This is a genomic window from Lysobacter enzymogenes (assembly GCF_017168095.1).
Classification (GTDB): Bacteria; Pseudomonadota; Gammaproteobacteria; order Xanthomonadales; family Xanthomonadaceae; genus Lysobacter; species Lysobacter enzymogenes_D.
In genome coordinates, this window is record NZ_LXSD01000024.1 from 1 (window position 1) to 13,822 (window position 13,822).

Below are 13,822 nucleotides of genomic sequence, written 5' to 3' on the forward strand. Positions count from 1 at the left end.
GCCTGGAGCGGGCGGCGGCCGCGCCCGGCCGGCGGCCGGCACGCAGCGGGACGGGCGGTTCGGCCGAATCCGCCGAACTCCGCTAAAGTCCGCATCGTTCGTGGCCCGCGTGCACCCGAATCGTTCATTTCCCGCTGCCGCGCCGCGCACCGAGGAGGGATCGCCCGGCCGCGCCGCCTTCGCCGCGATCTTCGCCGCCGTCGCCGCCCGCTACGGCGGCACGCACGGCGGCGCGCCCGGCGCGACACGCCCGACCTCCAGGATCCACACCCTCATGCGCACGCCCGGCCCACCGCTCGACGCCAACGACAACCTGCTGGGTTGGCACCTGGCCTCGCTGCTGTACCTGAGCTTCGTGTTCATCCCGGTGTTCAACTTCCCGGCGCCGTGGTGGATCCTGGCCATGGCGGTGGCCTCGGTGCTGGTGTTCCTGCCGCTGTACTGGGCGTTCTACCGCGGCGGCGCGACCTTGCGGCTGTGGCTGGTGCTGGCGGTGGCGGGGCTGGGCTTCGTCACCGTGCCGTTCGGCATCGGCGGCGGCACCTATCTGATTTTCGCCGCCGGCATGATCGCCAGCTTCCTGCCGCTGTGGCGCGGGCTGTCGCTGACCGTGGCGCTGTTCGCGCTGTTCGCGGCCGAGTCGATCGCGACCTTGCCGGCGCAGGGCGCGCCGGTGTTCAGCGTGCTGATCCAGTCGCTGGTCGGCGCGATCGTGTTCACCGGCGTGCTGGCCGCGCGCTCGCGCGAGCGCCGCAACGCCGAACTGCGCCTGACCCAGGAGGAAGTGCGGCGCCTGGCCAGCCTGGCCGAGCGCGAGCGCATCGGCCGCGACCTGCACGACCTGCTCGGCCACACCTTGTCGGTGGTGGTGCTCAAGTCGCAATTGGCCGCGCGCCTGATCGAACACGACAAGTGCGCCGCGCAGGACCAGATCAGCGAGGTCGAGCGGGTCGCGCGCGAAGCGCTGACCCAGGTGCGCGAGGCGGTCGCCGGAATCCGCGCCAACGGCCTGCAGGCCGAACTGGCGGCGGCGCGGCTGGCCCTGCTCGGCGGCGAGATCAGCCTGGACCAGCGGCTCGACCCGATCGACCTGCCGGTGGCGGTGGAAACCGCGCTGGCGCTGGCGCTGCGCGAATCGGTCACCAACGTGCTGCGGCATGCGCGCGCGCGCCGGGTCGAGGTGGAACTGACCCAGGACGCGCGCGGCGGCATCGCCCTGCGCATCGTCGACGACGGCCGCGGCGGCGTCGGCGCCGAAGGCCACGGCCTGACCGGCATGCGCGAGCGCCTGCGCTCGGTCGGCGGCGTGCTGGAAATCGAATCTCCCCCCGGCGCGGGCACGCGCCTGAGCCTGCTGGTGTCGCGCGAGGCGCTCAGCGCCGCGCGCCGGCTGCCGGCCTCCGCCGCTCCCGCCGGGTCCGTGCGCCAACCGGCGCTGCTCGAACGAGGTACCGCATGATCCGTCTGCTTCTCGCCGAAGACCAAGCCCTGGTGCGCGGCGCCCTGGCCGCGCTGTTGAACCTGGAACCCGACATCGAAGTGATCGCCGAGGCCGGCGACGGCGCCCAGGCCTGGGAGGCGGTCAAGCGGGTGCAGCCGGACATGGTGGTGACCGACATCGAGATGCCCGGCATGACCGGCATCGACCTGGCCATGCGCGTGCGCGACTCGGGCATGCCGACGCGGGTGGTGATCGTCACCACCTTCGGCCGCGCCGGCTACCTGCGCCGGGCGATGGACGCCGGCGTGCGCGGCTATCTGCTCAAGGACGCGCCGGCCGGGCAACTGGCCGAGGCGCTGCGCCAGGTGCACCGCGGCGGCCGCGCGATCGACCCGCAGCTGGCGGTGGCGGCCTGGAGCGACGAAGACCCGCTGACCGAGCGCGAGCGCCAGGTGCTGCGGCTGGCCGGCGAAGGCCTGTCGACGGCCGAGATCGGCGAACGCCTGCACTTGAGCCAGGGCACGGTGCGCAACTATTTGTCCGAGGCGATCGGCAAGCTCGACAGCAGCAACCGGATCGAGGCGTATCGGCGCGCCCGCCAGAACGGCTGGCTCTAGGTTCCCGGCGAATGCGGCCGAAGCCCCTGCAGGAGCGGCGCAAGCTGCGACCGCGGGGCATCCGTTCGCGGCGAAAGCTCCGATGCGCCGACTTCGCCGGGCATTCGCCTCGGACCTGTTGATTAAGAGTCAACCGCTCTACAGAGCAACGTGAAGCCGCGGAGCGACCGAGGGTTCTCGCCCGCTCGCAGCTCCTCGGCGCTGATCGGGCCGCGTCGCGGCTTGCGCCGCTCCTACAGCCGCAACGGCGGGATTCGCGGCGGCGGCTTCGGTGAGGCGGCCGGCTCCCGCAGGCTTCGGCGGCTGCGATCCGGCCCGGCTGAACCCCTGTTTTGGCGCTCGCGGGCCAGACCCGGGATAATGGCCCGTTCTCCTGTTCTCTCCGATCCGGCCGGCTGGCCGGGGTTGCGTCCGATTGGCCGGGCTTCGGAGGGGGCGGCGCTTCGCGCTCAATTACTTCGGTTGCCTTTGAAAAAGTCCGACTTCCATTACGACCTCCCGCCCGAGCTGATCGCCCAGGCGCCGCTGCCGGAGCGTTCGGCCAGCCGGCTGCTGCACGTGCCGCCGGCGCCGGCCGCGCTCGCCGATCGCAGCGTCCGCGACCTGCCGCAGTTGCTGCAGCCCGGCGATCTGCTGGTGTTCAACGACACCCGGGTGATCCCGGCGCGCCTGTTCGGCAGCAAGAGCACCGGCGGGCGGGTCGAGATCCTGATCGAGCGCCTGCTCGGCTCCAACGAAGCGCGCGCCCAGCTCGGCGTGAGCAAGTCGCCGAAGGCCGGCGCGCGCATCGCCCTGGACGCCGGCGGCGAGGCCGAGGTGCTCGGCCGCGACGGCGAGTTCTACCGCCTGCGCTTCCACGTCGGCGAATCGCTGGAGCAATGGCTGCTGCACGCCGGCCGCCTGCCGCTGCCGCCGTACATCCAGCGCGAGCCCGGCCAGGACGACGCCGAGCGTTACCAGACCGTGTTCGCGCGCGAAATCGGCGCGGTGGCGGCGCCGACCGCCGGGCTGCATTTCGACGAAGCCCTGCTGCAGGCGCTGCGCGAGCGCGGCGTGCAGTTCGGCCAGGTGACCCTGCACGTCGGCGCCGGCACCTTCCAGCCGGTGCGCGCGGACGATCTGTCGCAGCACGTGATGCACAGCGAATGGCTCAACGTCGGCGCCGGCCTGGTCGAGCAGGTCCGCCGCACCCGCGCCGCCGGCGGGCGGGTGATCGGGGTCGGCACGACCGTGGTGCGCGCGCTGGAAAGCGCGACCCGCCAGGGCGGCGGCGAACTGCAGCCGTTCGCCGGCGAGACCCGCTTGTTCATCCTGCCGGGCTACCGCATCCGCTCGGTCGACGCGATGGTCACCAACTTCCATCTGCCGGAAAGCACGCTGCTGATGATGATCTCGGCCTTCGCCGGCAAGGACCGGGTGTTCCAGGCCTATGCGCATGCGATCGCGCAGCGGTATCGGTTCTTCTCGTACGGCGATGCGATGTTGTTGTGGGCGAGCGATGCGACGTAGCGCCGCTGCGTTGCCCGAAACCGAGAACCTCCAGGACGCTATCGAATCTTCAGGCTGTCGTTGAACCTACAGGCCGTCATTCCGGCGAAAGCCGGAATCCATTTTGCCGCCGACCTTGATCAGCCTCGGCACGCGCCAAAATCAAAATGGATTCCGGCTTTCGCCGGAATGACGGTAACCAGGGCTCCGGCGCGAGTTGCGCTCGAATCCCGACTCCGACCCCCTCCGAACCACCCGCGCGCCGCCCGCATGCGCCCGCCACAACAGACCCAAGGAACCCGCGCATGAGCCGCATGTCCTTCCAACTTCTCGGCCAAGACGGCGCCGCGCGCCGCGGCCGGCTGACCTTCCCGCGCGGTACGGTCGAAACCCCGGCGTTCATGCCGGTGGGCACCTACGGCTCGGTCAAGGGCATCATGCCCGAGCACGTGCGCGACCTCGGCGCGCAGATCATCCTCGGCAACACCTTCCATCTGTACCTGCGCCCGGGCCTGGAGGTGATCGGCGACCACGGCGGCCTGCACGGCTTCGCCCGCTGGAACGGCCCGATCCTGACCGACTCCGGCGGCTTCCAGGTGTTCTCGCTCGCGCACCGGCGCAAGATCACCGAACAGGGCGTGACCTTCGCCTCGCCGGTCGACGGCAGCAAGGTGTTCCTCGGCCCGGAGGAGAGCATGAAGATCCAGCGCGTGCTGGATTCGGACATCGTCATGATCTTCGACGAATGCACGCCGTACCCGGCCACCGAGGAGGTCGCGCGCAAGTCGATGGAGCTGAGCCTGCGCTGGGCCGAGCGTTCGAAAAAAGCCCACGAGGGCAACGACGCGGCGCTGTTCGGCATCGTCCAGGGCGGCGTGCACCACGGCCTGCGCACGCGCTCGGCCGAAGCGCTCAAGGCGCTGGACTTCGACGGCTACGCAGTCGGCGGCCTGGCCGTGGGCGAGCCGGAGGCCGAGCGCAACGAGATGCTCGAACACACCTGCCCGCAGCTGCCGCAAGACCGCCCGCGCTATCTGATGGGCGTGGGCCGGCCCGAGGACCTGGTCGAATCGGTCGCGCGCGGCGTGGACATGTTCGATTGCGTGATGCCGACCCGCAACGCGCGCAACGGCCACTACTTCACCGCCCAGGGCACGGTGCGGGTGCGCAACGCCAAGTACGAGCGCGACCTGCGCCCGATCGAAGAGGGCTGCGACTGCTACGCCTGCGCCAACGGTTTCAGCCGCGCCTACCTGCGCCACCTGGACCGCTGCAACGAGATGCTCGGGCCGATGCTCGGCACCCTGCACAACCTGCGCTACTACCAGCGGCTGATGGCGCAGATGCGCGCGGCGATCGAGCAGGGAACCTTTGCCGCCTTCCGCGAGTCCTTCTACGCCGCACGCATGCAATAAGCCGTTCGCCCGCGCCGCGGGCGAACGCCCCGTCCCCCTCTCGCGTTCGCGGGAGAGGGCAGGGGCCAGGGCCTCCCCGCCGCCGCAGACCCCGCCGCGAGCCCCACCGGCCGGCGCGGGCCGCGACGGCGCCCGGCCCGGGCCGAAAACGTGCGCCGCGGCCCAGATCCGACCTAAATCGGGGCCGCCCGTAGCCTCGGCCCGGCCGTGGCATAATCCCCGGCTATTTTAGTTCCAGGACTTCACAGATGAACCTGCTCGACCTCCTGATCGCTCCCGCCTACGCCCAGGGCGCCGCTCCGTCGGCCGGCGGCGGCCTGACCACCCTGGTCCTGCCGCTGGTCCTGATCGCGGTGATGTACTTCCTGATCTTCCGCCCGCAGATGAAGCGCGCCAAGGAACACCGGGCGATGCTGGACAAGCTGTCCAAGGGCGACGAGGTGCTGACCAACGGCGGCATCGCCGGCACCGTCACCCACATCGGCGAGAACTTCATCACCGTCGAGATCGCGCCGAACGTGGCCATCCGCGTGCAGCGCGGCGCCATCTCCAACGTGCTGCCCAAGGGCACCTTGAAGTCGGCCTGAGCCGACGCCACGCCACTTTGAAAAGCGGCGGCCGGGGAGGTCGCCGCAGGGGTTTTCGATGCTGACCTTCGCGCGCTGGAAATACTTCGCCATCCTCGCGGTCCTGATCTTCAGCGTGATCTACGCGCTGCCCAACGCCTATCCTCAGGACCCGTCGGTCCAGGTGTCCGCCGCCAAGGCCGGCGCCATCGCGATCGACGCGCCGCTGGCCAAGCGGATCGAGGGGATCCTGGCCGAGGCCAAGATCCCGGCCAAGTCGATCAAGGTCGAAGAGCAGGGCAACCTGCTGGTGCGCCTGGCCGACACCGAACAACAGACCCGCGCCGCCGACCTGCTGCGCCCGCGCCTGGGCAGCGACTACGTGGTCGCGCTGAGCCTGGCGCCGACCGCGCCGCAGTGGCTGGAGTCGCTGGCGGCCAAGCCGATGCCGCGCGGCCTCGACCTGCAGGGCGGCGTCCACTTCGTCATGCAGGTGGACCAGAACGCCGCCCTCGACAAGCGCCTGGACGCCTATGTCGAAGACGTGCGCTCGACCCTGCGCGACGCCGGCGTGCCCTACACCTCGGTGGTGCGCCGCGGCAACGAAGCGCTGATCGCCACCCTCGGCGTCAACGCCGACAAGGCCAAGGCGCAGCAGCGCCTGCGCCAGTCGTTCCCGAACCTGGGCCTGAGCCTGGAAGGCCAGACCCTGACCCTCGACGTGCCGCAGGCCGAGCTCAGCCGGATCTCGCTGGAAGCCATCGAGCAGAACCTCAACACCCTGCGCAACCGCATCAACGCCTTCGGCGTGGCCGAGCCGGTGATCCAGCGCCAGGGCACCGACCGCATCGTGATCCAGCTGCCGGGCCTGCAGGACACCGCCGAGGCCAAGCGCCAGATCGGCGCCACCGCGACCCTGGAGTTCCGCGCCGTCACCGGCGAGGAGGCCGCCGCCGCCGCCGCGGTCAAGGACCGCAGCGTGCCGCCGGACTCGCGCGTCTACTACACCGCGCAGAAGGTGCCGCTGCTGCTGTCCAAGCGCCTGCTGGTGTCGGGCGACCAGCTGGTCAACGCGCAGCCGATGACCGACCCGCAGACCGGCCGCCAGGGCGTGCAGATCACCCTCAACAGCGTCGGCGGCCAGCGCATGCTCGACCACACGCTGGAGAACGTCGGCAAGCGCCTGGGCATCGTCTACGTCGAGCAGATCCCGACCACCTCCATCGTCGACGGCAAGGAAGTGCAGTCGATCCGCACCGACGAGCGGGTGATCAACTCGGCCACCATCCAGGGCGTGTTCGGCAAGAACTTCCAGACCACCGGCCTGAGCGCGGAAGAGTCCAAGTCGCTGGCCAACCAGCTCAAGTCCGGCGCGCTGGCCGCGCCGATGGTGTTCGTCGAAGAGCGCGTGGTCGGCCCGAGCCTGGGCGCGGAGAACGTCAAGCGCGGCACCACCGCGGTGCTGTACTCGTTCGTGTTCGCGCTGACCTTCTTCCTGATCTACTACCGCATGTTCGGCCTGATCACCTGCCTGGCGCTGCTGCTGAACCTGCTGATGGTGATCGCGCTGATGTCGCTGATGGGCGCCACCATGAGCCTGCCGGGCTTCGCCGGCCTGGCCTTGTCGGTGGGCATGTCGGTCGACGCCAACGTGCTGATCAACGAACGCATACGCGAGGAATTGCGGGCCGGGGTACCGCCGCAGGCGGCGATCGCCACCGGCTACGACAAGGCCTCCGGCACCATCTTCGACTCCAACATGACCGCGCTGCTGGCCGGCGTGGCGTTGTGGGCGTTCGGCACCGGCTCGCTGCAAGGCTTCGCGATCACCATGATCATCGGCATCCTGACCTCGGTGTTCACCGCGGTCACCGTGTCGCGCGGCATCGCCACGCTGATCTACGGCGGCCGCCGCAAGCTCAAGTCCATCGCGATCTGACGGGAGAACCCAGACATGAAGATTTTCCCGCTGACCCTGCTGCCCAACGACGCCAACATCGATTTCATGCGCATGCGATGGATTTCCATCGCGATCGCCGCGATCATCATGTTCGTGGCGATCGGCGCGATGGGCACCCGCGGCTTCAACTACGCCCTGGACTTCACCGGCGGCAACCTGATCGAAGCGCACCTGGACAAGCCGATGCCGCTGGACGCGGTGCGCGAGAAGCTCGCCGCCGACGGCTACGACAGCGCCCAGGTGCAGACCTACGGCTCGGGCAACCAGCTGCTGATCCGCCTGCAGCCGCGCGAGGGCGAGAGCGGCGACGTCGCCACCAAGCACGCCGCCGAGGCGGTGACCAAGGCGGTGACCGAGGCCGGCAACAAGGCCGACATCGTGCGCAACGAGTTCGTCGGCCCGCAGGTCGGCAAGGAGCTCGCGCTCAAGGGCATGTACGCGCTGGTGTTCGTCGTGGTGGGCTTTTTGATCTACATCGCCTTCCGCTTCGAGTGGAAGTTCGCGGTGGCGGCGATCATCACCACCCTGCACGACGTGATCGTGGTCGCCGGCTGGTTCGCCGTCAGCGGCCACGAGTTCGACCTGACCGTACTGGCCGGCATCCTGTCGGTGATGGGCTACTCGATCAACGACACCATCGTGGTGTTCGACCGCGTGCGCGAGAACTTCCGCACCATGCGCGCCGACCCCGAGACGGTGCTCAACAAGTCGATCAACCAGACCCTGTCGCGCACCATCATCACCTCGTTCGTGGCCTTCCTGACCGTGCTGGCGCTGTACCTGTACGGCGGCGGCTCGCTGCGCGGCATGGCCGAGTCGCAGATGCTCGGCATCATCATCGGCACCTTGTCCTCGATCTTCGTCGCCTGCCCGCTGCTGACCCTGGGCATGCTGAAGGTCACCAAGCAGGACCTGCTGCCGAAGTCGAAGGACGAAGCGGCGCTGGCGCGCCGCCCGTAAGCCTCCGCCACGCCGCACCCCGGAAAAGGCCGCGCACCCGCGCGGCCTTTTTCGTTTCTGCGACCGCGGCCCGCGCCCGGCGTTTGCGCCGGCGGCGCGGATCGGTGTACTTGTGGCCGGGCTCGATGCCTGGTTGAGGTGCGCTATGGATCAACCCAACGACGACCGATCCGAACAGAACGGATCCAGCGAAGATCGATCCAGCGAAGATCGATTCAGCGGCGGCTGCCTGTGCGGCCGCGTGCGCGTGCTGGCGCGCGGCCGTCCCTACCGGGTCGGCATCTGCCACTGCCTGGATTGCCGCAAGCACCACGGCGCCTTGTTCCATGCCTCGGCGATCTTCCCGGCCGACGCGGTCGCGATCGAAGGCGAGACCCGCGATTACGCCGGGCGCTGTTTCTGCCCGAACTGCGGCTCGCCGGTGTTCGGCCGCAGCGGCGACGAAGTGGAAGTGAACCTGGGATCGCTCGACGAGCCCGACCGGCTGCGGCCGACCTACGAGTTGTGGAACGTGCGCCGCGAAGCCTGGCTGCCGCCGTTCGCGCTGGCCCACAGCTACCCGCACGACCGCGCAGGCCCCGGCCGCGCGGAAGACTGAAGCGCCGAACGCCGCCGCGCCTGCCTGTAGGAGCGGCGCAAGCCGCGACCGCGGCAACGCGGTAATGACGAAGCCTGCACCCAGTTACTCGCACCCTGGACGCCCCCGCAGCGGCAAACCCAGCCTGCGGCATCGCGACGATTGACCGCCGCGGCGCAGCGCGAAAGACTGCGCGCACGGCCATCCCGCAAGGACACCGACTTGAACGAGCAGACCGCCGCCGCGCCGCCGAACGCCGAGCAGATCGACTACTGGAACGGCCCGGTCGGCCTGCGCTGGCTGGCCTACAACGACTGGCTCGACGAACGCACCGCCGCCTACGGCCGCGCCGCGTTCGCGGCGGCCGCGCCGCAGCCCGGCGAGTCCGTGCTCGACATCGGCTGCGGCGCGGGCGCGACCTCGTTCGAGCTGGCGCGCGCGGTCGGCGCGAGCGGGTCGGTGACCGGCGTCGACGTCTCCGCCCCCTTGCTCGGGCGCGCGCGCGAACGCGCCGCCGCGCAGGGCATGAACGTCGAATTCCGCGAAGCCGATGCCAGCCGGCCGGGCTTCGCGGCGCACAGCTTCGATCTGCTGTACTCGCGCTTCGGGGTGATGTTCTTCGACGATCCGACCGCCGCCTTCGCCGAACTGCACAAGACCCTCAAGCCCGGCGGCCGCCTCGCCTTCGCCTGTTGGCAGGGGCCGCAGCTCAACGACTGGTACGAGCTGCCGCTGGCTGCCATCGCCGATCTGGTCGAGCGCACGCCGGTCGATACGCGCCAACCCGGGCCGTTCGCGCTCAGCGATGCGGACCGTGTCCGCGAAGTGTTGGGCGAGGCCGGCTTCGCGCAGATCGAACTCGAACCGTTCGCGACGCCGTTCTACCTCGGCCGCGGCGCGACCCGCGAAGCGATGGCCGACGACGCGATGGCGCAGGTGTTCCGGGTCGGGCCGATCGCGCGGCTGCTGGAATCGCACAGCGAGCAGACCAACGCCAAGGCGCGCGAAGCGATCCGCGCGGCGTTGTTGCGGATCGCCGGCGACGACGGCTTGGAAGTCGGCGGGGCGGTCTGGGTGGTGACGGCGCGAAAGGAGTGAGCGCGGCATGGAGCCCATCGTCCTCCCCGGCAAACTGGAACTGATCGACGAAGAGGACTCGCAGGCCTATCTGGCCTGGTTGCGGCTTCAAACCGTCGAAGTCGTGATCGACGAAGTCGTCGACGGCTGGAGTTACCTGTCGGCCTGCCACGCGCTCGGCGAACTCGTGCGCAGGTCGCCGCAGCAGGCGCTGCCGGTCGTGCTCGGGGAACTGCGGCCGACCTCGATGATCCTCGACTGCGCCTTCATGTACTACTACGCGCTCGACCGCACGGCCGCGCTCGACTACATCGAAGAACATGCCGCGCAGGCCGATGTGTGGTTATTCGGCAGCATGCTCAGCGAGGTGTCGGGCGATGTGGGGCTGCTGCCCGAGGCGGTCGAGATCCTTCGCGCGGCGCGTCTGCTGCTGCGGTTGCTGCGCGAACGCGAGTTGCAGGATCCGACCGGCATCCGCAGCGTCGATCTCGAAGTCGAAATGTTCCTGCAAGCCTTCGGCGATCTGGAATGAGCGCCCGCACGAAAACGAACGGCGCCGCCGCCGGAGCAGGCCATTCGCGTTGCCGCTGCATGCGCGAGCGCGGCGCCGAGGCATGCGGCAACCAAGAACGCGGCGCGGACTGAGCGGCGCCCGCATCGCAACAACGACGCGGGCGCATGCCGGACACCGCGCGCGCCGCATCAAGGACAAGCCGTCGGCCGTCCGTTGCCGCTCGGATCCGCGCCGCACAGCGTCAACGGCTGGCCGCCCACGTTGAGCTTGACCAGGTCCAGGTAATTGGTGGAGTGCTGCGGGTCCACGGACGGCTGGCGGAACTGGTCGTAGACCGTGCTCATGAACCCCGCGAGCGCGGCCGGGTTGTAGCCGTCGGCGGCGATCAGCCCCTGACACACCTGCGCGTAGCTGCGGCCGCGCTGGCCGGGGTAGTCGCCGCGCCATTTGGCTTCGATGTTGTCCACGATCTTGTCGTACAGCGCCTCGTCGCTCTGCCGCACGTGGATGTTGTACTGCGCGCCGACCAGCGAGGCTTGGCCGTTGCCGGCCAACGCGCACGCGACCACGCCGCCGTTCAAGCGGGAAATGCCGTCGCAATAGCTCGCGTTGAGTTTCTTGAGCAGGCTGTCGGGGCCCGCGCCGGCGCCGCACACGGCGAAGAACACGCTTTGCGGCGTGGCCGGGCGGACCCGGCGCAGAGCGGCCGCGAACCGGTCGTTGCTCATGTGCGAGATCTGGTTCGGGCCGCCGTGCGCGGCGACGTACAGCTGCGGATAGGCCGGCAGCCCCTGCGGCGCGGCGCCTTCGATCGGCGCCACGCTGCCGTCGTCGCGCATCAGGAACGCGGCGCCGACGCCGTGATTGGCGCGCGCCCACTGGTAGTCGAAGACCGCGGCGGGGTCTTCGCACAGGTCGGACATCACGATCATCGCCTGGGCCTCGGCGACGCGCGGCGCGAGCGCACCGAGGAACAGGCCGACGCCGGCCAGCAGGGACAGCATGGGGAGCGGACGCGAAGGCGATGCGGCGGTCATGGCGGAGGCCTCGGTGGAAGGGGAGGGCGCGACCGGCGCCGCGCTCATCCCGTTCAACGCGGCCGCGGCGCGGCGGTGAAGCGGCCGGCATCCGCAGGACCGCGCCCAAGCCAATCCGCCGCAACGAAAAACGCCGCGACATGCGCGGCGTTTTCGCAGGCGATGGCGCCGCGTTCGCGGCGCGCGGCGTCAGTCGAACGCGGCCGCGTAGCCGGTGTTGACGATGCGCTGCTGCAGCGCTTCGGCCACGCGCAGGTTGCCGGCGACGATCTGCCGCGGCGGCAGGCCGCGGTTGTCCATCGGCCCGGTCGCGCGGCCCTTGAAGTCGGTGACCTTGCCGCCGGCCTCGCGCACCATCAGCACGCCGGCGGCCACGTCCCACGGCTTCAGGCCGGCTTCGAAGTAGGCGTCGGCGCGGCCGCAGGCGACGTAGGCCAGGTCGAGCGCGGCCGAGCCGGTGCGGCGCACGTCTTCGGCGTCGAGCAGCAGGTTGTCCAGGCACTTGAGGTGGGCGCTGGCGCGGGCGCGTTCGCGCGGCGGGAAGCCGGTGATCAGCATCGCGCCGTTCAAGTCCTTGCGGTCGGCGATGCGCACGCGCTTCTCATTGAGCTGCATGCCGCTGCCGCGGCTGGCGGTGAACAGGTCGTTGCGCAGCGGATCGAAGATCACGCCGTGGGTCGGCTCGCCGTTTTCGCACAGCGCGATCGACACGCAGAAATGCGGGATGCCGTGCAGGTAGTTGCTGGTGCCGTCGAGCGGGTCGATGACCCAGGTGTTGCGCGACTGGCCGAGCGGGCCGTGCTCTTCGCCGAGGATGGCGTAGTCGGGCGTGGCGCGGCGGAATTCCTTGATGATCTCGGCTTCGGCCAGGCGATCGACTTCGCTGGCGTAGTCCATGCGGTCCTTCTCCACCACGTTGAGCGCGTCCAGCCGGTGCATGTGGCGCAACAGGATGTTGCCGGCGGCGCGGGCGGCCTTGACCATGAGGGTGACGGCGGGTTTCTGCATGGCTTGCGGCCTCGGACGGAATGAGGTGGGGACGGCTGACCGGGGGAAAGAACGGACCGGCGCCTGTGGCCGGGGCGGGGAGTTTACCATTTGCGCATGAACCACGATCCCCGCGAACCCGAGCCGGGCGCCCAGGCGCCCGAAAACGCCAACTCACTTGAGGCAGCGCCCGCTGCCGCGCCGGCGCCGGCCGACCCGGCGGCGGCGCGCATCCGCATCGTCCTGGTCGGCACCCAGCACCCCGGCAACATCGGCTCGGCCGCCCGGGCGATGAAGACCATGGGCCTGTCGCGGCTGGTCCTGGCCGCGCCGGAAAAGGCCCCGGACCGCGACAGCTACGCCCTGGCCGCCGGCGCCGACGACGTGCTCGCCGCCGCCGGGATCGTGCCCGACCTGGCCGCGGCGGTGGCCGACTGCCACTTCGTCCTGGGTTGCACCGCGCGCAGCCGGCGCATCGCCCTGGAGCAGTTCGACCCGCGCCAGGCCGCCGCGCTGTGCGACGCGCGCGCCCGCGGCGGCGTCGAGGTGGCGCTGGTGTTCGGGCGCGAGCGCACGGGGCTGGAGAACGAGGAACTGCAGCTGTGCCACGCCGCCGTGCACATCCCGGCCAATCCGGCGTACAGCTCGCTGAACCTGGCCTCGGCGGTGCAGGTGCTCAGCTACGAGTTGCGCATGGCCGCGCTGGCCGCCGGCGGCGTCGACGCCGACTCCGGCGAGCGCCGCGAGCCGCCGGCCAGCCACGCCCAGATGGAGGGCTTCTTCGGCCAGCTCGGCCAGGCCCTGGACGCGATCGACTTCCACAAGGGCCGGGTGCCCGAGGCGGCGATGCACAAGCTGCGCCGGTTGTTCCTGCGCGCCGAACTGGACGAGCGCGAAGTGCGCCTGTTGCGCGGCGTGCTGGCCGATGTCGAGCGCACCGCGATGCTGGCCGGCCAGCGGCGTTGAGCGCGCGTGCCGCGGCCGGCGCCGGCCGCACGCGCCAGCGCCGCGCATGCGCGAGGGTATCGGCGAAGGTATCGGCGCGCAGGCGGTTTCGATTACGCTGCCGCTGCGATGGGCCGATCCGTTCGGCGGGGATACGCGATTGATCGCTAGCGCGCGGCGCTTGAGGTGGTGGTTCGGCCTGGCCCTCGCCGGGGCCGGGCTGGCCCTGGCCGGCGCC

General features: G+C 70.4%; 13 protein-coding genes. 11 read left to right on the forward strand and 2 right to left on the reverse strand.

Going from position 1 to position 13,822, the window contains the following annotated elements:
* The first annotated feature begins 274 nt into the window (after positions 1–274).
* The 10 genes from A7A76_RS00545 to A7A76_RS00590 all read left to right on the forward strand — a co-directional run bounded on the left by A7A76_RS00545 (position 275) and on the right by A7A76_RS00590 (position 10,633).
* On the forward strand, positions 275–1,459 hold the full coding sequence (locus A7A76_RS00545; protein WP_206409357.1) for a sensor histidine kinase: 1,185 nt from the start codon (positions 275–277) through the stop codon (positions 1,457–1,459).
* Positions 1,456–2,058, forward strand: coding sequence for a response regulator transcription factor (locus A7A76_RS00550; RefSeq protein ID WP_074865727.1), 603 nt, complete (start codon positions 1,456–1,458; stop codon positions 2,056–2,058). The genes A7A76_RS00545 and A7A76_RS00550 overlap by 4 nt, the downstream gene beginning before the upstream one ends.
* Before the next feature lie 468 nt (positions 2,059–2,526).
* Entirely contained in the window at positions 2,527–3,567 is a 1,041-nt protein-coding gene (gene queA / locus A7A76_RS00555) for a tRNA preQ1(34) S-adenosylmethionine ribosyltransferase-isomerase QueA (protein ID WP_206409358.1), read from the forward strand.
* A gap of 284 nt (positions 3,568–3,851) precedes the next feature.
* Entirely contained in the window at positions 3,852–4,961 is a 1,110-nt protein-coding gene (gene tgt / locus A7A76_RS00560) for a tRNA guanosine(34) transglycosylase Tgt (protein ID WP_206409359.1), read from the forward strand.
* 248 nt (positions 4,962–5,209) lie between these two features.
* Complete coding sequence (yajC, locus tag A7A76_RS00565) at positions 5,210–5,548, forward strand: preprotein translocase subunit YajC (RefSeq protein WP_206409360.1); 339 nt, start codon at positions 5,210–5,212, stop codon at positions 5,546–5,548.
* A gap of 58 nt (positions 5,549–5,606) precedes the next feature.
* Positions 5,607–7,466 (forward strand): protein translocase subunit SecD, encoded by a 1,860-nt coding sequence (gene secD, locus A7A76_RS00570; protein ID WP_206409361.1) that lies wholly within the window; start codon positions 5,607–5,609, stop codon positions 7,464–7,466.
* A gap of 15 nt (positions 7,467–7,481) precedes the next feature.
* Positions 7,482–8,447: a protein translocase subunit SecF gene (gene secF / locus A7A76_RS00575; protein ID WP_206409362.1), complete on the forward strand. Its 966-nt coding sequence runs from the start codon at positions 7,482–7,484 to the stop codon at positions 8,445–8,447.
* Positions 8,448–8,592: 145 nt separating this feature from the next.
* A complete protein-coding gene (locus A7A76_RS00580; RefSeq protein WP_206409363.1) occupies positions 8,593–9,045 on the forward strand; it encodes a GFA family protein in 453 nt (150 codons plus the stop codon).
* 201 nt (positions 9,046–9,246) lie between these two features.
* Entirely contained in the window at positions 9,247–10,122 is an 876-nt protein-coding gene (locus A7A76_RS00585) for a class I SAM-dependent methyltransferase (protein WP_206409364.1), read from the forward strand.
* Positions 10,123–10,129: 7 nt separating this feature from the next.
* On the forward strand, positions 10,130–10,633 hold the full coding sequence (locus A7A76_RS00590) for a hypothetical protein (RefSeq protein WP_206409365.1): 504 nt from the start codon (positions 10,130–10,132) through the stop codon (positions 10,631–10,633).
* A 170-nt stretch (positions 10,634–10,803) separates the two neighbouring features.
* On the opposite strand, the gene A7A76_RS00595 is transcribed toward A7A76_RS00590, so the two are convergent.
* Positions 10,804–11,619: a hypothetical protein gene (locus A7A76_RS00595; RefSeq protein WP_206409366.1), complete on the reverse strand. Its 816-nt coding sequence runs from the start codon at positions 11,617–11,619 to the stop codon at positions 10,804–10,806.
* Between the two features lie 222 nt (positions 11,620–11,841).
* Positions 11,842–12,660, reverse strand: coding sequence for an inositol monophosphatase family protein (locus A7A76_RS00600; RefSeq protein ID WP_206409367.1), 819 nt, complete (start codon positions 12,658–12,660; stop codon positions 11,842–11,844).
* 96 nt (positions 12,661–12,756) lie between these two features.
* On the opposite strand from A7A76_RS00600, the gene A7A76_RS00605 reads away from it, so the two are divergent.
* The gene (locus tag A7A76_RS00605) at positions 12,757–13,605 is read left to right on the forward strand and encodes an RNA methyltransferase (RefSeq protein WP_206409368.1); all 849 of its coding nucleotides are present in this window, start codon (positions 12,757–12,759) and stop codon (positions 13,603–13,605) included.
* Positions 13,606–13,822: the final 217 nt, after the last annotated feature.